Source organism: Gilliamella sp. X-46 (assembly GCF_057063525.1).
On record NZ_JBXSQH010000001.1, the window covers coordinates 36,979 to 58,349 of the forward strand.

A 21,371-nucleotide genomic window follows, 5' to 3' on the forward strand; every position below is an offset into this window, starting at 1 on the left:
CCTTACCAATTCTCCCTTTTGAAATGTGATTAAAAGGGAGAAAGCATACAGTTAAAGGAGCTTTTGTTTGTCATGAAATTGCAACAATTACGCTATATTGTCGAAGTCGTCAATAACGATCTCAATGTATCGTTAACATCCGAAAAACTGTATACATCTCAACCAGGCATCAGCAAACAAATAAAATTGTTAGAAGATGAGCTTGGCGTTCAGATATTTACCCGAGTGGGTAAGCACCTTTCAGAAGTGACGCCTGTCGGTGAAAAAATTATTGCGCTTGCTCGAGAAATCCTCAACAAATCTAACGATATTAAAATTATTGCCAAAGAATTTAGTCAGCCAAATCAAGGCTCATTAACAATTACCACAACTTATACTCAAGCACGTTATGCCTTGCCTGTTGTGATCCAGCAGTTTATGCAACAATATCCAAATATTACTTTGCATATGGAGCAAGGATCATCACCACAGTGCATATCTCAAGCACAAACAGGGCAGGCCGAATTAGCTATCGTGACCGACATTTCACAGCTTAGCGATGATATGATTGCGTTACCGTGCTATCACTGGAACCAAGCAGTGATTGTGATGAAAGATCACCCACTTGCCAAACGCAGCTTAATTTCGATTGAAGAACTTTCAAAATTTCCGTTAGTTAGTTATGATTTTTCTAACGATGGTTCCGATTTAAATCAAGCTTTCTTGCTAGCTCGTCAGTCGCCTAATATTGTTTTTAGTACAACGGATGCAGAGTTAATTAAAACCTATGTTAAGTTGGGAGTAGGCGTTGGCATTGTCGCAAAAATGGCTGTGAGTGATACATCCGATGATGATTTTGTCGTACTTAATGCAGGACATATCTTTCCTTACAGTACAACCTATATCGTTTTTGCTCGTTCGTTATTTTTACGTGGTTATATGTATGATTTTATCGGTAAGTTTTCGCCTCAATTGGATCGGCAAACAGTAGACAAACTGATGTTATGTGAAAACAATACCGAAGTATTAGCGATGTTTAACGGGGTAAAATTGCCTGTTTGTTAAGTTAATTTATTTTTATCATAATAAAAAAGATATAAATCAAAGTGCGATATGATTCGCACTTTGATTATTTTTATTATTTATGCCTTGCTTTTAAAATGCCAATCACATCTTGCAATGACAAATTCTGATCTTGAAGCAGGACTAATAAATGATAAATCAAATCCGCAGATTCATTTTTTAACTCTTCTCGATCATGAACTGTCGCAGCAAGTGCGGTTTCAACACCTTCTTCTCCCACTTTTTGCGCTATTCGTTTTGTGCCATCATGATACAGCTTTGCTGTATACGACGACTTAGGATCGGCATTTTTACGTGCTGCAAGTAACTGTTCTAATTCAAACAAAAATCCCCACTCGGTTTCCGCCTTTGTAAAACAGCTATTAGACCCAGTGTGACAGGTTGGACCTACGGGATTGACTAAAATTAATAAAGTATCATTATCACAATCTGCTGATATACTCACCACATTTAAAAAATTGCCTGAGGTTTCACCTTTGGTCCAAAGGCGTCGCTTAGTGCGTGAATAAAAAGTGACTTTACCGCTAGCTTGTGTTTGAGTTAACGCATCTTGATTCATATAACCCAGCATTAGTACATCGCCAGAAACATAATGCTGAATAATGACCGGTATTAAATTATTCACTTTTTGCCAATCGAGTTGCTGTAAATCTAATTTTATATCGCTATTTTGAGTTAACATAATCGAATTTCTACTCCATTCTGAGCTAAATACTGTTTAAGTTCGCTAATATTGATAATTTGTTTATGAAACACTGAGGCCGCTAATGCACCATCAACATTGGCTTCTTTAAAAGCTTGCAAAAAATGATCCATGGTGCCAGCACCACCTGAAGCAATAAGTGGTACATGACAAACCTCACGAACTGCTTTAAGTTGATCAAGATCGTAGCCATTACGTACACCATCTTGATTCATCATGTTTAATACAATTTCGCCGGCACCACGTTTTTGAGCCTCTTTTACCCAATCAAGCGTATTCCATTGGGTGGCAACGGTGCGTTTTTCATCACCTGTAAATTGATAAACATGATAATGATTAGATGTTTTGTCATACCAAGTATCCACTCCAACCACCACACATTGCACACCATAGCACTCAGCGAGTTCACTAATTAAATCGGGATTAGCTAATGCAGGGGAGTTAATTGAAATTTTATCGGCGCCAAATGAGAGTATTTGCCCCGCATCTTCAACGGTTTTAATACCGCCAGCCACACAAAACGGAATATCGATCACTTCGGCAACTTTAGCCACCCAGCTTTTATCCACCACACGGCCGTCAGATGAAGCAGTAATATCATAAAAAACGAGCTCATCGGCACCTTCTTGCGCATAGCGCTTTGCTAAAGGCACAATATCACCAATAATTTCGTGATTTCGAAATTGCACGCCTTTAACCACTTGACCATTACGAACATCTAAACAAGGAATTATCCTTTTTGCCAGCATGAAATTGCCTCCTGAACAGTAAATTTACCTTCGAGTAAAGCTCGCCCTACAATTACGCCTGCAACGCCGCTATTGGCAAGTGCTTTAACATCGTCCAATTGACCTATACCGCCAGATGCTTGAAAAGCAATTTGTGGGTATTTTTGACTAATTTCTTGGTACAACTTAACATTCGAACCGCTGAGAGTGCCATCTTTCGAAATATCAGTACAAAGCACATGTTTCAACCCATAAGGTAGATAATCCTCAATCACTTGTTCTAATGTCTGTTTTGAGTCTTCTTGCCAACCATGAATCGCCACATATTTATTGCCCTTAGTATCAATGCGCACATCCAGTGCTAATACCAATTTTTCAGCGCCGTATTTTTTAAACCACTGTTTAACTATTTCTGGTTGCTTGATGGCGGTTGACCCAATTACCACGCGAGCAGCACCGGCTGATAATAATGATTGTATGTCTTTCTCAGTGCGAATTCCGCCTCCAACTTGGATAGGAACTTGTACGCCATTAATCAACGTTTGTATTAACGAAATTTGACGAGCATTAGGATCTTTGGCGCCGGTTAAATCCACTAAGTGCAATAGCTTAGCACCTTGCTTTTCATAATCTTGTAGGCGCAAAAGTGGATGATTGCCGTAATCGCGTTTTTGCTCATAATCGCCTTGATGCAATCGCACCACGCTACCATCAATTAAATCAAGTGCAGGGATAATCATTGGATAAACTGCCATTGTTACATCTCCAAAAAGTTTTTGAGCAATTTTGCACCGGCTGAGCCAGAACGCTCGGGATGAAATTGCACGCCGTAAAAGTTTTCTTTTTGTACGGCTGCGGTAAAGTTTTCGCCGTAATTGGTTTCTGCTATTGTTGCTGAGCATAGTGGCATCGCGTATCCATGTACAAAGTAAAAATAAGCACCATCAGGAATATCTCTAAATAGATGATGACCTGCTTTTGGGTAGACCTGATTCCAGCCCATATGGGGTAGTGGTAATCCACAATCAGGAATTTCAATCACTTTTTCATTAATTATACCAAGTGTATGCACATGTCCTTCATTACTATAATCGGCTAAAAGTTGCATACCAAGGCAGATCCCTAATACTGGTTGAGTACAAACTCTTATCAGTTCAATTAAATTGCGCTCTTCTAATTTTTGCATTGCAGATGAAGCCGATCCGACACCCGGCAAAAATAACTTGTCTGAATTCAATACCACATCAGGATCAAGACTAATGATGGGTTGATAACCAAGCCTTTCTATTGCATATTTCACCGATGAAAGATTGGCGCAACCAGTATCTAAAATGACAATATTCATTTATAGCACTCCTTTTGAGCTAGGTAGTCGATCACTTTCAATTTTAATTGCTTGTTTTAAAGTACGAGCAAAAGCCTTAAACAGACTTTCTACTTTATGATGATCATTATCACCTGCAGTTTCAATATGCAAAGTAATTGCCATTGCATAGCTGATTGAATAAAAAAAGTGCTCAACCATTTGTGTACTCATATCGCCCACTTTTTGGTGGGAAAAATGAGCCGAAAATTTAAGATAAGGACGGCCTGAAATATCCATTGCACATTTTGCTAAACATTCATCCATCGGGATCACAGAGGCATAGCGAGTAATGCCACGTTTATCACCAAGTGCTATTTTTAATGCTTCGCCCAAGGCAAGTCCCGTATCTTCAATGGTGTGGTGATCATCAATATGCAAATCACCATCGACTTGGATATTGAGTTTAATTCCGCCGTGAGTGGCAATTTGGTCAAGCATATGATCAAAAAAACCGATCCCTGTATTGATGTTACTCCCTCCCTGGCGATCAAGCCATACTTCTATTAAAATCTTGGTTTCTTTAGTATTACGCTCAACTTTTGCATAGCGATCTGTTGTGGTTAACCGCTGGGCGATTTCGAGCCAGTTTAACTGTTCAGGATGATAGCGTAACCCTTTGATTTGCATATTTTCAGCCAACTGAATATCAGTGACCCTGTCACCAATAACATAGCTATTTTGTTTGTCCAATTTACCACTAGTAAGATAAGGTAACACTAATTGGATTTTAGGTTTACGACATTCGCAGTTATCCTCGGGAAAGTGAGGGCAAATTAGCACATCTTCAAAATTAATGCCTTGCGATTTAAAAATCTGCATCATTAGATTATGTGGTCCATCAAAATCTGCTTGTGGATAGCTGTTAGTACCCAGTCCATCTTGATTGGTTACCATCACCAATTTATAGCCAGCGGCTTGCAATTTAAGAAGCGCAGGGATGACATTTGGTTCAAAAGCCAGCTTATCAAAACGATCAACTTGAAAGTCAACTGGAGGTTCGGTAATTAATGTGCCATCTCGATCAATAAATAAGTATTTTTGTAACATTTTTGCTCCTATTTTATTGCTTTAAGCGCCGAAAGAACTGCCTCGCACTCTGCTTGAGTACCAATGGTGATTCGAATCATATTATTTTCCCCAATCGACTTACTTTGATCGCGTAAAATAATCCCTTTATTCCATAAGATATTAAACACGTCTTTATTATCTTGAAACTTCACACATAAATAGTTAGACGAACTCGGATAAATTTTTTCAACAACTGATAACTGTGCTAGCGAACTGGCAAATTTTTCTTTTTGTTTGTTCAAATTGATTACATGCAACTTCATGGCATTAATGCCATCTTTACTAAGCGCTTGTGCTGCAATATCGGACACGGGCGTAGCGAGTGGATAGGGAGCAATGACTTTTTGTAATGCATCAATTACTGGTTTATTCGCAATCGTAAAACCACAACGTAATCCCGCTAAAGCAAATGCCTTTGATAGTGTACGTAACACCACTAAATTAGGGTAGTTAGCAAGCCAACTCACCACCGTTGAGTTAGGGGAAAACTCAATATAAGCCTCATCAATCACCACTAAAGCACGATTGTTGGCAATATTGAGCAACGCCTTAATATCCTCAGGATCAATTAAGTTACCCGTTGGATTATTTGGTGAACAGACATAAATCAGTTTAACGCTATCAAGATGCTGCTCAATACCTTCAAGATCAAGTTGCCAATCGGCTTTAGTTGGGACTGTTTTGGTTTTTATGCCTAACGTTTCAGCACTCACTTGATACATGCCATAAGTTGGTGGACAGTACAAAATGCTGTCTTTTTCAGGCTCGCAAAATGCACGCATTAATAATTCAATAGCTTCATCAGCGCCGCGGCTAACAATTAACTGATCGGGTTGTACACCTGCATATTGAGCATAACGCTGAATCACCTTTTCTGGTTGTGGCTCAGGGTAACGGTTTAAAGTTTGTTCGGTCAATTCGAAATGTGGTGCGACGGGGTATTCGTTCGCATTGAGCCACACATCGCCATTACCACCAATCCGACGGGCGGATTGATATGGCGTTAGTTTTTGAATATTTTTTCTGACTAATTGATTGATATCCATGTTATCCACCTATTTTTAACCCATTGAATTTAATGCCGCTAGGCGCAAAGTAACCGCTTGTTTATGGGCGGTCAGTTGTTCGGCTTCTGCCATAAGTTCAACTGCGTTTCCAATTGCTTTTAAGCCCTCTGGTGATAATTTTTGTACTGTCATTCTTTTTTGAAAATCAGCCAGCCCAAGACTAGAATATGTGGCGGTATAGCCATATGTTGGCAGTACATGATTAGTCCCAGAAGCATAATCACCGACTGATTCAGGCGACCAATTGCCTAAAAATATTGAACCAGCACTGGTGATTTGTTCAACTAATTCATCCGCATTGGCTGTTTGAATAATTAAGTGTTCGGGACCATAACGATTGCTGATGTTAATGCACTGAGTTAAATCTTTCGTTACAATTAAGCGACTCTCTTTTAAGGCTTTTTCCGCAATCTCTTTGCGCGATAGTTGGGCAAGTTGCTTATCGACGGCGATTGATACTGCTTGCGCAATGACCTCGTCAGGGGTAAGCAGAATCACTTGCGAATCAGGGCCATGTTCGGCTTGAGATAACAGATCGGCAGCAATAAAATCAGGGTTTGCCGAACTATCAGCAATAACCAGCACCTCAGAAGGACCCGCAGGCATATCAATGGCGGCACCGTCAAAACGTTGACTTACTTGGCGTTTGGCTTCGGTAACGTAAGCATTGCCTGGACCAAAAATTTTAGCCACTTTAGGCACCGATTCAGTACCAAATGCCATAGCAGCAATCGCTTGAGCTCCACCAAGTTGATAAATCTCGGTAACGCCACAAAGTTCAGCTGCATATAATATTTCATCCGCAATCGGTGGCGGCGAACATAAAATCACTTTACGACAACCCGCAATTTTAGCTGGTATTGCCAGCATTAACACGGTTGATAATAAAGGGGCCGAACCACCCGGAATATACAGACCAACAGAATCGATTGGGCGAGTTACTTGCTGACATTTTATACCCGGCATTGTTTCAACTATAATGGCTTGTTTTACTTGTGCTTGGTGGAATTTTTCGATATTAGAAACAGCAAGTTGCATAGCTTGTTTCAATTCAGGATTAACTCGGCAAGTTGCAGCTTTAATTTGATCTTGAGTTAATTTAATTTGCGTGATCTGGACTTTATCGAACTTGTTACTAAGCGTTTTTAATGCTTCATCGCCATTTTGTTTAACTTGAGCCAAAATATCTGTTACTGATTTGCTAATCGAATCAGAGGCCGTGATAGCAGGGCGTGTTAATAGCGCTATTTGTTGTTCATTTGTACATTGTTGCCAATAAGAGAGTTTCATATTATTACTCCATCATTTTTTCAATTGGTAAGACCAGAATTGAGCTGGCGCCTAATGCTTTTAGTTTTTCCATAGTTTCCCAAAAGAGTGATTCACTGCTCACCATATGTAGCGCCACACGATTTTGTTCACCGGTTAAAGGTAAAATAGTTGGATTTTCTGCCCCTGGAAGCAGGGCAACTACATCTTCTAAAACGGCGGTTGGGGCGTGTAGCATAATATATTTGGATCCACGTGCTTGAATGACACCTTGAATTCGAGTCATGATTTTATCAATCAGCTCTTGTTTTACTGGTGGCATTTCGCCTTGGCGCTGGATTAAACAGGCTTTTGATTTATAGATAACTTCGATCTCTTTAAGACCGTTTGCTTCAAGTGTCGCGCCACTTGAAACCAAATCACAAATCACATCGGCAAGTCCTGCGCGCGGTGCAACTTCGACCGAACCATTAAGCAAACAGGTTTTAAAGGTAACATTATATTGTGCAAGATAACGGCGTAGCAGGTGAGGATAAGTGGTGGCAATACGCAAATCATTTAAACATTCTGGTCCTGTATACTCAAAATCACGAGGTGCTGCGATCGACAACCGACAGCCACCAAAATCTAAACTGCGCAATTTTTTAAATTGTGGATCTTCGCCTTCGGCTTGCCGGTCTAATACTTCTTCTTCTAATACATTCTCGCCGACAATCCCAATATCGACAACGCCATCAATCACCAGACCGGGAATGTCATCATCTCGAACTCGCAAGATATCGATGGGCATATTTTCGGCAAAAGCAATTAACCGTTGTTCTTGTAGATTAATCTTAATGCCACATTGTGCCAGTAATTTTTTTGACTCATCACTTAAACGACCTGATTTTTGCATCGCAATGCGTAAACGCGAATTATCCAACATATCTTTCTCCAAAGTTATCTAAAAATTTATAAACCACAAACAAAAAACCCTCGGAAGTTTGATCTTCCGAGGGTTCTCTGCTTGCTTTTGCGATATCACCGGAAGATCAATGTCTTCCAGCACCAATCGCCCGAAGACTATTCAGGAATGATGGTGATGATGATGTGTACTAATAGCATTAGTAATAAAAACGCAAAAACAATTCATAAAAATAAAAAACCTTTAACTGAGTTGATAATTAAAGCTACTGAACAAAATATAACAGAATTTGTCTATTCGCAACTAGTTTTTTTATTTTAAATAGTCAGCGTGATTAGCTTAACAACTTCGAAACAGCCGTACAGCTACACAATTTTGACGTCTAATTTAATTTATGTTATTTATATTCAATAAATTATATATAGAATATTGAAAGGCTTAATCATCATGTTACACCCTTATTACCATAATATTGAAGTATACCCTTTTTTATGGGCGCTAATGTTTCCCTTTTTCTATTTGGTTTATCTGCTTTCTACTATTATTGTTTATACTAAATTAAATAAAAAAGTAAAAATCGGCTTTATGATTATAGTGGGTGCGTGGTTGGTATACATTTTTCCCCCAACTGATATTCATTTTTTCTTGTTTTCGTTAACTGGAGCGCTCTTTCCAGTTGGTCTTCGTTATTGCCAAATGCACAAAAAACACTACCAAGGCATAAAACAAAAGTTAAATCTTGCCGTTGTTTATGTTGTATTCCCCTTATTGGCAACCTTTTTTTGGCCGATTTATCTTGGAATGCCGATGCTTATTGAATACTGGAACAGCCGCCCAAGTAGCGAATGCAAGCAAAATGGACGTTTGATTTCACTGGCGAATGATGCGGTTTATCGTCTTTATCCCCAACATAGTCGGGGTAATGAATTTTGGGTAAATATGACAGATGTTACAACTAAAGAGTTTTGTGACAAATTTTCAGCAACAGAACCGAAGCCCGTTGTTGAACTGTCATATTCCTTTAAAAAAATGTGCAGGCATCCTGAAACGCCGAATCAAAAAGCATACTGCGATAACGTAAAACAAGGTGAGATCTTGTTATCAGATGTCACAATCAAAGCAACTAGCAATATGGCACCTAGTCATCGAATATGGCCAGATTTACAAACAAAACTAAACGAAGACTTAAACAAGCAACTAACACAAGGCAACACCGACTTAGCGCCACTTGATTATCATCAGCTTAAAAACTACAAAGAGTTTGATAATGGCGTTGCTTTATATGTTTCTTATGATCGAAATAAATATAACAAAATCTATAATATAATCATAAATAATCCTAATTGGCTTCATCCACAAACAGAGCCTTTTACTCTTTATTGTAATCTTAATTATGAAGGTAACCAATATTGCCGTGCGGTCTATCTATATCAAAAAAATGCGTATATTGATTACACCTACGATTTAACCGAGACACAAAAAGATGAATTCACAATTCAACCCCAAAACTACAGTCAGACCTACATGGACAAACAAATAGCCGCAGCCCAAAAAGCCCATCAAATTGTCACATCAATTTTTGAGGAAATGCGAATAGAACAATAAAGGTAATAGTTTCGGACGTCGCTATTTTGAACACTAAACTACAAACGTCCGAAACCGCTGCATCTAATCCACTATGACCACAACAAACAAAAAAGTCTTTATTTTCATTCAAAAATCGGTCAGAAAAGGCATTGATTTTATTAAAGTTTTTGTTTAGTTGTTTTTAGCCAAAAAACGCTAGTTTTACCTACTAATATTCTCTATTTTTAGATAACACACTAAACCGACCGCTTCCCAACAATGCTAAACTGAGTGCTGTTAGCGCCATAAAAGCAGGATACTCCCAACCGCCACCAGCATTACTAAATGACCAGCCATTCACCGAGTGAATAAAAGCAATGACAACCATTTGAATTACGGTTAATGAACTAACAATGCGGGTTAAGATGCCTAAAAGCAATAATAAGCCGCCGCCAATTTCAAATACTATCGTCAAATAACCAACAACCCCCGGAAAGCCAATTGATTCAAAGTATTGTGCTGTGCCTGCTGGAGTAAAGACGAGTAGTTTGGTTAATCCGTGTACCAAGAACATGACACCTAATGCAACTCGTAACATGAGTGAGGCTAGATCGGTTTGATATTGTTTCATTTTATTTTTCCTGTAAGTTAATTATTGTGATTGGTTAGCACTATTTGTTTATCTTAATAGTTATTTTTTATAGATAAATAAGCTATTATGTGACTTATTGTCACAATAAGTGGAACAATTGCTTGGTAGGTGAAGGCAGATGGATAGATCTAATAAATTACTAGAAATGATGGTCTTTGTGACGGTGGTTGATTGTAATAGTTTTGTTGATGCTGCGGTTAAGTTAAAGATGTCTAAGCAAGCGGTGTCACGTTACCTTCAAGCGTTAGAAGATCGTTTGCAAGTACGATTGTTACAACGAACCACTCGCAAAATGGTTATCACTCTTGAAGGGCAAACTTTTTATTTGCAAGCTAAAGCCATAATTAATGCTACTGCAGAAGCAGAAAACAGCCTCACTTTAGATCACGCAAGTCCACAAGGTATACTTCGGGTTAATGTGCCCGTTAGTTTTGGAATTTTACATTTAGCGTCTTTATGGCAAAAATTTATCGATAAGTACCCTAAGATTGAGCTAGATATTACGTTGTCAGATCGTGTGGTTGATCTGCTTGAAGAGGGCTACGACCTTGCTGTTCGAATTGGTCGGTTAGAAAACTCCTCGCTAATTAGTCGTAAACTGGCAACCACGCAAATTATAGTTGCCGCTTCGCCTGATTATATCGCTAAATATGGCATGCCGAATGATCCTGATGATTTGTTCAATCATAAAATTGTGATGTATAGTCAGTGGGCTAAAAAGGAGCAATGGCATTTTTATAAAGATAATGTCGATCTGTCGGTTAATTTAAAGGCGAATATCTATTGTAATAATGGTGATACTTGTCGTCAGATTATGTTACAAGGGGGCGGTATTTCGTTGCAACCTGATTTTATTATTGGTCAAGATATTAAAATAGGGCGGTTGGTGCGTGTTTTGTTGGATTATAAAGTTGAGGATTTGAACATTTATGCGGTTTACCCAAGCCGTAAATTGTTACCACTCCGAACGCGTTGTTTAATCGATTTTTTGATTAGTGAGCTAAAAGATTATCAATGGTCAGTTAGTTGAAAAAACAACAGTGATTGTTTGAATTATTTTTTTAAGTTCATATAATTTATATCAAAATTATGCAGATATTGTTAGGCTATTTTGGATTGTAAAAAAACGGACAAAATAATGATGCATATAATATATTGAAAGCAGGAAGGTTATAATGAAAGGATTTATTTTTATTCTTATTTTTTGTCTTTGTGGTTGTGCACATAAGCAAGTCAAAATTTTGCCAACCAATGACACTATTATAAAATTAAAAGTAGATGAAAACACCGGTATTATTGCCGAGTCTGAACAATACTCATACCAATTTACTCACCCTGATGCGTTAAAAAAACTGAAAAATTATCGTGATTTTTTAGCCGAATATAAAAATGATGTTGAAAGTGTATCCATCATTTTTTATCAAGATAATTTAGATGGCGAAATTACTGCTCAGTATATCAATTTTATCCCAGAAAATAAGAGATTAAGTGATAAAAAGTTACTCGAAAAGTATAAATCAAATGTGATTTTGAAAAATGGTTATTATCAAGTGTTATTTACAACAAAAGGGAATGTTTATAGGCAAGCCAATACATTGTCTGATCAATATTTATTGCCAAAATCAATAACTGTATTAGTTAGACCAAATCACGAGATAGATTCGGATCTTGATATCAAAGGTGATGTGGCTGGATTGATTATATTTCCAATTTTTGTTCCACTGATGATGGTTGGCTGTTTAATGGGCCCTTGTTAAAGGGTCTATCATATTGACTTATTTAACATTAATTTTATACTGTTACATTAAAATACTGACTATTGATAGATGAAGATTTTGACTAACTTGCTTAATTGTCTCCTTTTTCCCATACGCAAACCTAATTTTTGTCAGTTAGCGCAGTGTTTACGGCATAAAACTATTATTATTACAGGGGCGAGTTTTGGGATTGGTGAAGCTTTGTGCCATCTTTTATCCGATATTGAGTGTCAACTTATTTTGGTAGCTCGAACTGCAGATAAATTACAATTAATTGAGCAATCGTTATCTAACAAAAAAGCAAAAATCGATCTGTTTTGTGCCGATTTGCGTGATGTTGAACAGTTAGATAGTTTTATTGCTTATTTAGCGTCTTACCATGTTGATGTATTTATTAATAATGCTGGCATATCGATTTGCCGTCCAATTATGCAATCACTAGATCGTATGCATGATTTTGAAAGAACCATCAAGCTAAATTATTTGGCACCGGTCAAATTGTGTTTGGCGTTAATTCCTAAATTACAACAATCTAAAGGGCACATTATTAATGTGTCGGCTATAAATGTGCTGTTAGCGCCAACAGTTAATTGGGCAGCTTATCAGGCGTCTAAAACTGCTTTTGATCAGTGGCTACGCTGTGCCAGTAGTGAGCTTGAAAACCGGCAAATAAAAGTTTCTACAGCTTATTTGCCTTTGGTTAAAACCCGAATGATAGCGCCAACCAAAATCTATAAAAAACTACCTGCACTGCAACCCTGTCAAGCAGCAACCATTATTAGCCGTTTGCTTGTTAGCCAAAAACGTCAATATAAACCATGGTGGGTTATTATTGGACAACTTGCTTCAGTTATTTTTAATGGCGTATGGTGCAAATTAAATTATTATTATATTAAGAAAAAACAATGATAAAATCGATTCTAGCCTTGTATAAAACGCAATTGTTGACTTTTAAAGGTATTTGGCATCTATTAGCTAGTATTCGCCTTGTCGGTATGAATTTAATGGCTTTACTTTATGTTCGTCAAAAGCTTTGCCCTGAGCAAATTGCGATTAACGAAGATGGTGTGTGCATTAATTACCATACGCTTTATTCTCAATCTCAACATTTGGCAACGCAATTAGCGATGTATTGTGGTATTAAACCTCATCAAAAAATTGCTATTATCGCAAGTAATCACGTTAATCTTGTGTATACAATATTTGCCGTTGCAAGGCTTGGCGCTGATATTTATCTATTAAATACGGAGTTATCGGCAACACAACTTAATGATATTAACAATAATGTACAATTTGATTGGATTATTCATGATCCAGAAATCACCAATCTGCCACCCATCAAAGCATTGCCGACTTACCATGAAAGTAAACAGTCCGTTTATTCCTTGTTAACTGCCTTACCGCTAATGCATCAAACTAAAATTAAAGTGACCAACTTTTCAAAAATAACTGTTTTAACTAGCGGTACGACAGGGCGCTTTAAAATAGCTGGTCGTAGTAGTAAGGCGCAAAATTTTATGAGTCCTTTTTTTCAATTGCTAATTAAATTGAATCTTAGTCATTATAAAAAAATCTATATTGCAACGCCGATTTATCATGGTTTTGGGATAGCGACTTTATGTATGTCAGTATTGTTAGGTGCTACCATGTTTTTAACCAAACGATTTGAAGCTTCAAAAGCGTGCCAATTAATTTCTTACAATAAAATCGAAGTGGTTACATTAGTGCCATTAATGTTAAATCGAATGCTAACATATTCCGAAGATCAACTTAAAAGCTTACGTTGTATTATCAGCGGTGGCGCTCCCATTACAGCAACGTTGGTTAAACAAGCTCTAAATTGTCTTGGTAAGATTTTGTTTAATTTATATGGAACATCAGAGGCAGGTGTTTGTATGATTGCCACCCCAGAGGATTTAGCCATCGAGCCAACTACAATTGGTAAACCACTTAGAGGTCTTTGTGCTAAATTAGTGACAAAAGAAGGGCGAAACGAACTCTATATCAAATGTGCTTGGTCAACACTAGGTAATCGTTGGGTAGCAACAGGAGACTTAGCCGATAAGGATACTAATGGATATTATTATCTACAAGGTCGAGTAGATGACATGATTGTGTCTGGTGGCGAAAATGTTTATCCGTTTGAACTAGAGCAAAGCTTACTGTCGCATCCCGATATAAAAGATATCGCCATCATTAGTGTTCCTGATACAGAATTTGGGCAACGGTTAGTGGCTTTTGTTGTTTTAGTATCTAATACCAAAATAACCGAAACAGTACTAGTTGATTGGTTAAAGTCTCAAGTTGCCCGTTATCAAATGCCGAAAAAGATCGTCATTATCGATCAATTACCCATGACAGGGATTGGTAAAGTTGATCGGAAAAAACTCGCTCAATTGTATTTGTCTTCTTAACCATATTTTGTGCTTGATGCTATTGAATTAGTTGTCCACACTGTTCATCGTGAACTAAAAGCAAGCAGGTATTGCTTGATAATACGGCTTGCTGTAATCGCTGTTTGTTTTGTTCATTAAGATCGTTAATGCAAGCAACAATATAACTACAAGTTTTGCTTCGTAAAGCCTTTTCTATCGTCGATATTAAATTTTCATTTTTTAAATTACTTAAATGGACAACTTTTTGTTTGTCTAGGCCAGCAGTATTGATCCATGAACGTTTTAACATTGGACGATCTGATAACCATAATTGCCATTTTTTGGCTTTATTCAATGATTTTAATAAAGGTCGCTGTTGTTGTAACAGTTGTTGGAAAGGAGATTCAAAGTGAATAGCCATAAGTTGTTGCGATGAATGTTCAATTAACATAATAACCTCAATACTGTTTCTATATACAGTGTATATTAATACAGTATTTTGGCGTTGTAAACTCTATTTATGATTATTTTTTGTATTATTTCCAATTGAATCATCTTAAGAACGTAAATATTGATACGATAAAATACCTAAAAATGTCATTAAAACTGAGCCAATTACATGGATCAATATTGTTGCTAATCCCCAAGATATTCGACCTTCTTGTAAAAAGTTAACAATTTCAGCTGAAAAGGTTGAAAAGGTCGACAATCCACCGCAAAAACCAGTTATGACAAGTAAACGCCATTCGGCAGAAAGGTTAGAGTGGTTAAAAAAGGCAATGGCAAAGCCAATAATATAACCTGCAACTAAATTAGACAGTAGTGTGCCTAGCGGAATTGCAAAAGCGATAATATTCAATTTAAGCGATAAAAACCAACGCAATAAACCACCCGCCACAGAGCCGACTGAAATGGCTAAAATTAGTTTTAACATAATAATATATCCTTGCCCATACACTGAAATAAGAATTTGTTATCGATATCAATAGTAATTGATCAATAAATATATAAAACGATCATACCAGTAGAAAATAGAAATAGGAAATTCTAATCAGATTACGATAGAATATTCAATATTAAGAATAATTGAGGTATATATATGTTTACGGGTATTGTGCAAGGCGTTGGTCAGATTATTGATATTGTAGATAAAGATAAATTAAGAACGTATAAAGTCAAATTGCCCAATAAATTAATGTATCACCTTGAAATTGGCGCATCTGTTGCCAATGATGGTTGTTGCTTGACAGTGACAGGTTTTGGGCAAGATTGGGTGTCATTTGATATTATGCAAGAAACCTTAGCATTAACTACATTAGGTGATAAAAAAATCCACGATTTTGTCAATATTGAACGTAGTGCTAAATATGGTGATGAAGTTGGTGGGCATATTATGTCTGGTCATATTTCTTGCACAGCAACGATTGTTAATATTGAAAAAACTGCAACCAATTGCCAAATGACGTTACAGTTACCACCACAATTTAGCAAATATGTATTATACAAAGGCTTTATTGGCATCGATGGCGCTAGCTTGACAGTTGGCGAAGTTAGCGATAATTGCTTCCATATTCACCTAATCCCCGAAACACTTGCAATTACTACATTAAAAGCTAAAAAAGTTGGAGATAAAGTTAATATCGAAATCGACTCACAAACTCAAGCGATTGTTGATACTGTTGAGCGAGTATTAGCAACAAAAAATTTGCATTAATTAAATCATTAAAATGCCAAGGTGAGACTTATTTTAAAACCTAGAATAAAGGGTTTAAAATAGTTAAGAACGAGGAATTGAATATAGATAAAACTGCAATCCCTCTACCTTGTGAGGTGAAGGGATATTTTGTTATTTTGACAATGTTCTTGGGTTAGGTCCGTATTGGTTTTCACCTGGAGTTGGTTTTATTATTAAACATGCAATTATTATAGCTCCTGAACAGAGAAGATAAACGAAGCACCACAGACCACTTTGACCTATATCATGTAATCGTCTAACATTGTAAGACAATGTTGCAAGAAAAGTGGTGATAAAAATCAACATTACACAGAGCCCTAGTAAAGCTGATGGTAATATATTGTCCAGATTGAATAGCAATGAAAAAGAGAGGTACATTACTATAAATTGGATAAGAAGAAAAAATCCAAATTCACTACGAGTTGAACGTCCTTTATAACAAAATATTTTTTTATAGCCATCAAGCCATGAATTAATTGCTTTACTTAACACTTAAATACTCCTTATTTATTAAAAGCTTCGCAAATATATAATAAATTAAGCGTTATTTCAAATTTTTTATATCGATAAAAATAGATTTTTTTAAGAAAAATTCTGTCAGATTTTTATTGGATAACAAATTGATTTTTAATTAAAATTAAAGGTGAATTGTTTTTATAAAATGTTTTTATGTATTTAGATCTTTGATATTTTAAAATGCTATGACTGCATTACACAATTTTGTCGTGATTAAATCGTAAACAAACTAGAGCATCATAGCAAAAATCCCGATAAATACGCCATCCCTTATCGCATCCCAATAGATTCTGTTTTTAGTTCTTTTAATTACACCTGATTCCAGATTAATCTGGAAAAAAATGTCATCGTCTTATTTATTCAACTAATTATACTTTAGCACATTGAATCATGAATATTTTACAAAAAACATAAAAAGGAGTTTGGTAATGGAAAGACAAATAGAGTTACTGAAACTGCTTTTTAATGAATCCGAATTTAAACCTGCTGCCTATTTTAGTTCAAAATTATCCATTTCGACCAAAACCATTTATTTTGACATTGAAAAATTAAATGATCAGCTATTAACCGTCCCAAATAGCGATATTTATATCGAAAAATCCCCCCGTAAAGGATTAATGCTGGTAGGGAACAAAGGCAGTATTGATTCGATAATTGGTTATTTAGAGCAAAATAATAGCCATGGCTATTTTAATAAAAACTCACGTCGATTAATGCCAGAATATCGCCGATTAGATATTGTAAAACGTTGTTTGTTAAATCAAGAAAACGTCTCATTAGAGCAACTATCTGATGATTATATTGTAAGTAAAACATCGCTACATAAAGATATTGAGTTTATTAACCGTTCATTAGCATCTGAAAATGTCTTACTAAATGTCACGCATAAAACCATTGTTGTAGAGGGTAAAGAAAACCAAATTCAACGCGCTATTAAGCATTTTTTATTGTTATATATTCATAAACAAGACAGTTATTATCTTAATCAACTTATGAAGTCATTGATGGATGATGATTCTTTTGAGCAAATTAGCCAATTATTATTTGAACATTACGAATCAATTGTTCAGCGATCCTCTGAATATTATTTATCATCATTATTAATATCGATAGCAATACTGTTAAAACGGTTAACGCTAGGTTATACCATCGATGAAGAAGATGATTTTTTATTTAACCATATTCGTTACATGCAATCGTATTTAATTGCATCCGACCTTGCTCAACTGCTTGAGGTTGCGTTTACCATTGAGTTTTCAACGAATGATATTAAATACCTTAGTAAGTTGTTTTTTGCACATAGAATTATCGATGAATCGGTAAAAGTTGATGATAGTTTTTATGAACAAATCATCCGCAAGATTATAAGAAAAATTGGTGAAATTGAAGGAATCGATTTATCGAAAGATAGCAAATTGTTCCATTCATTGTTATCTCACTTTCCACCCATGATTACCCGTTTGCAAAAACAAATACGTATTATTAATCCGATATTAAAAGAGATAAAACACGAATATTCAAAATTATTTAGTGTATTGTGGTATGCACTTTCCGATTTAGAACGTAAATTTGATATTTGCTTAAATGATCACGAAATCTCATTTTTATTGATTCATTTTCAAATTGCGTTAGATAAAGCTGCTGATGCTAATAATATTGTGATTGTCTGCCAATATGGTTGCTGTTCATCAAATCTAATTCTTAATAAAGTTCGAAAAATATTACCGTCTAAAGATAATATTGAAGTTTATTCGGTTTCGAAATTGACATCGACCAACCTTAGTAATGTTGATTTATTTATTACTACACTTGATATCAATAATCTGAATAAGCCAGTTGTTAAAATATCATCATTGCTAAATACCAATGACTACCAAAATATTATTCAGGCATATGCCAATTATGTATTAAATAAACAGTCTGATTTTTCTGAAAAACAGAATTGTTATCCATCCACGGCAAAATTTGTTGATCCTGACCTTATTCAATTAAATGTCAATATTGATAATAAAAATGAATGTCTTAACCAATTAATACATCGTCTTGAAGATAAAGGTTATGTCACTTCTCACTACCGCGATTCTGTTTTACAGCGCGAAGAAATAGGCGACACGGCTATCGAAAATGGTATCGCCTTACCTCATGGCTCACCGATGTTTGTGACTAAATCCAGTATATCCATTATGACATTACGCAAACCCATCAAATGGGGTGTTATTGATGTTAGCGTGATTATTATGGTTAGCCTTTCTGAAAAAAACATTAATAGTATCAATGAAGTATTTACTGAAATTTACGAAATTGTTTCGAACAAACACGCTATATCAGCATTAAAAAATATCACCAGCTTTAAACAACTAAAATTATTTTTGGATAATCAAAGAGGAATCAAAAATGTACTTTGATAAACAGTTATGCCTTTTAAATATCGAGGCATTAAATCAAGAACAAGTTCTCACGCAAATGGCACAAATGTTATTTAGCAATGGGATAGTTAAACAAGATTTTTTAGACGGCATTTTACAAAGAGAACAACAATATCCAACTGGTTTATTGGTTAATTCTGTTGGGTTTGCTTTGCCACATACGGATTCATCAAAAGTTAATCAATCACAAATTTGTTTTGCATCATTAAAACAGCCAGTCATTTTTAGATGTATGACCGATGAAAACGAAAAAATTCCCGTCAAATTTATTTTTATGCTTGCCATGAAACAACCTCATGAACAAGTTGAAAACTTACAAAATTTAATAGGCTTATTCCAAAATGAACAACAAATAAAATTATTGGAACAATGTCATTCAATTAACGAATTTATCGCTATTTTAAATGTAGCTGGTGTGAAATAGAAAGTTAACTTTTATAAAGGAGTCCTAAAATGGATAGTGTGATTAACATTTTTCAATGGTTAATAAATTTAGGTGGGATTGTTTTTTTACCTATCATTATCTTTATTATCGCCTTATTTTTTAGAGTGCCGTTTTCTAAAGCGATTATGTCCGGTATTACTGTCGGTATTGGTATAGTCGGTTTAGGTTTAGTTATCACGTTATTGTCTGACACTTTAGGTGTTGCAATTCAAAAAATGGGGGAACAATACGGAACATCATTAAGCATCATGGATATTGGGTGTGGAGTAGGTGGACCATTGGCATTTTCAACTACGTTGGGATTACTGCTTATTCCTATTTCGTTGATAATTAACTTTATCTTTATTTCACTCGGTTGGACGCGCACTTTAAATGTTGATATTTGGAATTTTTGGTTTGCGATATTCTTAGGCCTAGTGGCTTATTCGGTAACGGGGTTTTATTGGGTAGGGATTATTGGATGTATCACGGCTGTTATGTTGCAATGGTTCTTAGCCGACTTATTACAAAAACCGATAAGTTCATTTTTTGGCTATCCAGGTATTTCAATTACTCACTTGATGGCCTTGTCGGGTGCTGTTGTGGCAATTCCTTTAAATTGGATCTTTGATCGTATTCCTGGATTTAATCAATTAAATGCCGATTCAGAAGCTCTAACCAAAAGATTCGGTATTTTTGGTGATACGGTCGTTATTGGTTTAATTATTGGTTTAGTTGTGGGAATTTTAGCCGGTTATGATGTGCCGCAAATTGGTAAGCTAGCAATTTCGACCGCAGCAATTATGAAAATAATGCCCAAAATGGTTGCCATGTTTATGGAAGGTTTGCTACCGGTTGCTGAAGCTGCTCGAGAATTCACCAGCAAAAAACTCAATGGTAAGCAAGTGAATATTGGTATGGATGCGGCATTAACAGTTGGACATCCCGCTGTTATGGCAACGGCATTAATTATGGTGCCGGTTTCACTCCTATTGGCCTTAATCTTGCCGGGTAATAAAGTGTTACCTTTTGGTGATTTAGCCTTCTACGCTTTTGGTATCTGTTTGATGGTTCCGTTTTTTAAAGGAAATATCGTTCGATCAATTATTGGGGGCACAATTTATTTAGTGATTTGCCTATATATGGCAACTTGGCTAGCGCCAGTTATTACTGATGTATTCCATTTGGCTAACTATGATGTGGGCACTGCGGGCATTGTCACAGTTATTTTATGTGGTTTATGGCCAGTCACCTTATTTGTGTTGTTATTAAACTATCTTGGTTATATCGGATTGATAGGTTTAGCACTAGTGATTTTATGCTTGCTAATTTATATCAATAAAATCAAAAAAATCGAAATGTACTAAAAGGAACATGATTATGAAAAAATTACTTATTATGTGTGGTGCAGGGCATGCAACATCAACTATTGCTGTTAGTAAAGTGACTAAATGGCTAAATGATGAAAAATTAACAGAAAGTGTCAAAATCTATCAATCAAAAATAGCCGATGAGTTAAATAAAATAGACACATATGATGTAGTTATTAGCACTACCATCGTACCAGAATCAATTAAGGGTAAAGTTATAAATGGTTTAGCTTTGTTGACTGGCGTTGGTTTAAACGAATTTTTTGCTGAACTAAAAAAGCGTTTAGCCATCTAGCATTATCAAATTAAATAAGGTGTATAAAACCAAGCCCCATTTACATTGCTATTTAGCCCAACGGCAAACGAGTAAATGGGGGCATATA

The 21,371-nt window shown here is 36.0% G+C and carries 23 protein-coding genes and 1 other annotated feature; of the genes, 11 read left to right on the forward strand and 12 right to left on the reverse strand.

The window, feature by feature from the left end:
- Nucleotides 1–72: 72 nt before the first annotated feature.
- Nucleotides 73–1,044 (forward strand): HTH-type transcriptional regulator CysB, encoded by a 972-nt coding sequence (gene cysB, locus ACYIAJ_RS00160; protein ID WP_483558355.1) that lies wholly within the window; start codon nucleotides 73–75, stop codon nucleotides 1,042–1,044.
- 73 nt (nucleotides 1,045–1,117) lie between these two features.
- On the opposite strand, the gene hisIE is transcribed toward cysB, so the two are convergent.
- The 8 genes from hisIE to hisG are packed head-to-tail and all read right to left on the reverse strand — an operon-like array spanning nucleotide 1,118 to nucleotide 8,188.
- Nucleotides 1,118–1,744: a bifunctional phosphoribosyl-AMP cyclohydrolase/phosphoribosyl-ATP diphosphatase HisIE gene (gene hisIE / locus ACYIAJ_RS00165; protein ID WP_483564130.1), complete on the reverse strand. Its 627-nt coding sequence runs from the start codon at nucleotides 1,742–1,744 to the stop codon at nucleotides 1,118–1,120.
- Nucleotides 1,738–2,514 (reverse strand): imidazole glycerol phosphate synthase subunit HisF, encoded by a 777-nt coding sequence (hisF, locus tag ACYIAJ_RS00170; protein WP_483564131.1) that lies wholly within the window; start codon nucleotides 2,512–2,514, stop codon nucleotides 1,738–1,740. Before hisF ends, hisIE begins: the two co-directional genes overlap by 7 nt.
- A complete protein-coding gene (hisA, locus tag ACYIAJ_RS00175) occupies nucleotides 2,496–3,233 on the reverse strand; it encodes a 1-(5-phosphoribosyl)-5-[(5-phosphoribosylamino)methylideneamino]imidazole-4-carboxamide isomerase (protein WP_483558420.1) in 738 nt (245 codons plus the stop codon). The genes hisF and hisA overlap by 19 nt, the downstream gene beginning before the upstream one ends.
- A 17-nt stretch (nucleotides 3,234–3,250) precedes the next feature.
- Complete coding sequence (hisH, locus tag ACYIAJ_RS00180; RefSeq protein WP_483564132.1) at nucleotides 3,251–3,838, reverse strand: imidazole glycerol phosphate synthase subunit HisH; 588 nt, start codon at nucleotides 3,836–3,838, stop codon at nucleotides 3,251–3,253.
- Entirely contained in the window at nucleotides 3,839–4,906 is a 1,068-nt protein-coding gene (gene hisB / locus ACYIAJ_RS00185) for a bifunctional histidinol-phosphatase/imidazoleglycerol-phosphate dehydratase HisB (protein WP_483558349.1), read from the reverse strand.
- An 8-nt stretch (nucleotides 4,907–4,914) separates the two neighbouring features.
- The gene (gene hisC / locus ACYIAJ_RS00190) at nucleotides 4,915–5,973 is read right to left on the reverse strand and encodes a histidinol-phosphate transaminase (protein WP_483564133.1); all 1,059 of its coding nucleotides are present in this window, start codon (nucleotides 5,971–5,973) and stop codon (nucleotides 4,915–4,917) included.
- Nucleotides 5,974–5,988: 15 nt separating this feature from the next.
- Nucleotides 5,989–7,284: a histidinol dehydrogenase gene (hisD, locus tag ACYIAJ_RS00195; RefSeq protein ID WP_483564134.1), complete on the reverse strand. Its 1,296-nt coding sequence runs from the start codon at nucleotides 7,282–7,284 to the stop codon at nucleotides 5,989–5,991.
- A 4-nt stretch (nucleotides 7,285–7,288) separates the two neighbouring features.
- On the reverse strand, nucleotides 7,289–8,188 hold the full coding sequence (hisG, locus tag ACYIAJ_RS00200; RefSeq protein WP_174797174.1) for an ATP phosphoribosyltransferase: 900 nt from the start codon (nucleotides 8,186–8,188) through the stop codon (nucleotides 7,289–7,291).
- A gap of 38 nt (nucleotides 8,189–8,226) precedes the next feature.
- Nucleotides 8,227–8,351: a sequence feature (His leader region), on the reverse strand.
- A 263-nt stretch (nucleotides 8,352–8,614) separates the two neighbouring features.
- On the opposite strand from hisG, the gene ACYIAJ_RS00205 reads away from it, so the two are divergent.
- Nucleotides 8,615–9,772 (forward strand): hypothetical protein, encoded by a 1,158-nt coding sequence (locus ACYIAJ_RS00205; protein WP_483564135.1) that lies wholly within the window; start codon nucleotides 8,615–8,617, stop codon nucleotides 9,770–9,772.
- Between the two features lie 190 nt (nucleotides 9,773–9,962).
- Here ACYIAJ_RS00205 and ACYIAJ_RS00210 read toward each other — a convergent pair whose 3' ends face one another.
- Nucleotides 9,963–10,364 (reverse strand): DoxX family protein, encoded by a 402-nt coding sequence (locus ACYIAJ_RS00210; protein WP_483564136.1) that lies wholly within the window; start codon nucleotides 10,362–10,364, stop codon nucleotides 9,963–9,965.
- Nucleotides 10,365–10,503: 139 nt separating this feature from the next.
- On the opposite strand from ACYIAJ_RS00210, the gene ACYIAJ_RS00215 reads away from it, so the two are divergent.
- The 4 genes from ACYIAJ_RS00215 to ACYIAJ_RS00230 all read left to right on the forward strand — a co-directional run bounded on the left by ACYIAJ_RS00215 (nucleotide 10,504) and on the right by ACYIAJ_RS00230 (nucleotide 14,556).
- Nucleotides 10,504–11,415, forward strand: a complete 912-nt coding sequence (locus ACYIAJ_RS00215; RefSeq protein WP_483564137.1) for a LysR family transcriptional regulator — start codon at nucleotides 10,504–10,506, stop codon at nucleotides 11,413–11,415.
- A 145-nt stretch (nucleotides 11,416–11,560) separates the two neighbouring features.
- Complete coding sequence (locus ACYIAJ_RS00220; protein WP_174786766.1) at nucleotides 11,561–12,142, forward strand: hypothetical protein; 582 nt, start codon at nucleotides 11,561–11,563, stop codon at nucleotides 12,140–12,142.
- 78 nt (nucleotides 12,143–12,220) lie between these two features.
- The gene (locus ACYIAJ_RS00225) at nucleotides 12,221–13,051 is read left to right on the forward strand and encodes an SDR family NAD(P)-dependent oxidoreductase (protein ID WP_483564138.1); all 831 of its coding nucleotides are present in this window, start codon (nucleotides 12,221–12,223) and stop codon (nucleotides 13,049–13,051) included.
- A complete protein-coding gene (locus ACYIAJ_RS00230) occupies nucleotides 13,048–14,556 on the forward strand; it encodes a class I adenylate-forming enzyme family protein (RefSeq protein ID WP_483564139.1) in 1,509 nt (502 codons plus the stop codon). Before ACYIAJ_RS00225 ends, ACYIAJ_RS00230 begins: the two co-directional genes overlap by 4 nt.
- Before the next feature lie 19 nt (nucleotides 14,557–14,575).
- Here ACYIAJ_RS00230 and ACYIAJ_RS00235 read toward each other — a convergent pair whose 3' ends face one another.
- On the reverse strand, nucleotides 14,576–14,968 hold the full coding sequence (locus ACYIAJ_RS00235) for a SulA-like leucine-rich domain-containing protein (RefSeq protein ID WP_091347113.1): 393 nt from the start codon (nucleotides 14,966–14,968) through the stop codon (nucleotides 14,576–14,578).
- 105 nt (nucleotides 14,969–15,073) lie between these two features.
- Entirely contained in the window at nucleotides 15,074–15,451 is a 378-nt protein-coding gene (gene crcB, locus ACYIAJ_RS00240) for a fluoride efflux transporter CrcB (protein WP_160403901.1), read from the reverse strand.
- Between the two features lie 165 nt (nucleotides 15,452–15,616).
- Between crcB and ACYIAJ_RS00245 the strand changes: the two genes are divergently transcribed.
- Complete coding sequence (locus ACYIAJ_RS00245) at nucleotides 15,617–16,231, forward strand: riboflavin synthase subunit alpha (RefSeq protein WP_483564140.1); 615 nt, start codon at nucleotides 15,617–15,619, stop codon at nucleotides 16,229–16,231.
- Between the two features lie 132 nt (nucleotides 16,232–16,363).
- On the opposite strand, the gene ACYIAJ_RS00250 is transcribed toward ACYIAJ_RS00245, so the two are convergent.
- Nucleotides 16,364–16,744: a DUF805 domain-containing protein gene (locus ACYIAJ_RS00250; RefSeq protein ID WP_091347107.1), complete on the reverse strand. Its 381-nt coding sequence runs from the start codon at nucleotides 16,742–16,744 to the stop codon at nucleotides 16,364–16,366.
- 452 nt (nucleotides 16,745–17,196) lie between these two features.
- Here ACYIAJ_RS00250 and ACYIAJ_RS00255 point away from each other — a divergent pair, with 452 nt between their 5' ends.
- Genes ACYIAJ_RS00255 through ACYIAJ_RS00270 form a run of 4 tightly spaced genes read left to right on the forward strand, consistent with a single transcriptional unit; the run spans nucleotide 17,197 to nucleotide 21,283 of the window.
- The gene (locus ACYIAJ_RS00255) at nucleotides 17,197–19,173 is read left to right on the forward strand and encodes a BglG family transcription antiterminator (RefSeq protein WP_483558331.1); all 1,977 of its coding nucleotides are present in this window, start codon (nucleotides 17,197–17,199) and stop codon (nucleotides 19,171–19,173) included.
- On the forward strand, nucleotides 19,163–19,618 hold the full coding sequence (locus ACYIAJ_RS00260) for a PTS sugar transporter subunit IIA (protein WP_483558329.1): 456 nt from the start codon (nucleotides 19,163–19,165) through the stop codon (nucleotides 19,616–19,618). Before ACYIAJ_RS00255 ends, ACYIAJ_RS00260 begins: the two co-directional genes overlap by 11 nt.
- 29 nt (nucleotides 19,619–19,647) lie before the next feature.
- Complete coding sequence (locus ACYIAJ_RS00265) at nucleotides 19,648–20,985, forward strand: PTS galactitol transporter subunit IIC (RefSeq protein ID WP_483558327.1); 1,338 nt, start codon at nucleotides 19,648–19,650, stop codon at nucleotides 20,983–20,985.
- Between the two features lie 13 nt (nucleotides 20,986–20,998).
- Entirely contained in the window at nucleotides 20,999–21,283 is a 285-nt protein-coding gene (locus ACYIAJ_RS00270) for a PTS sugar transporter subunit IIB (RefSeq protein ID WP_091347103.1), read from the forward strand.
- Nucleotides 21,284–21,371 lie beyond the last annotated feature (88 nt).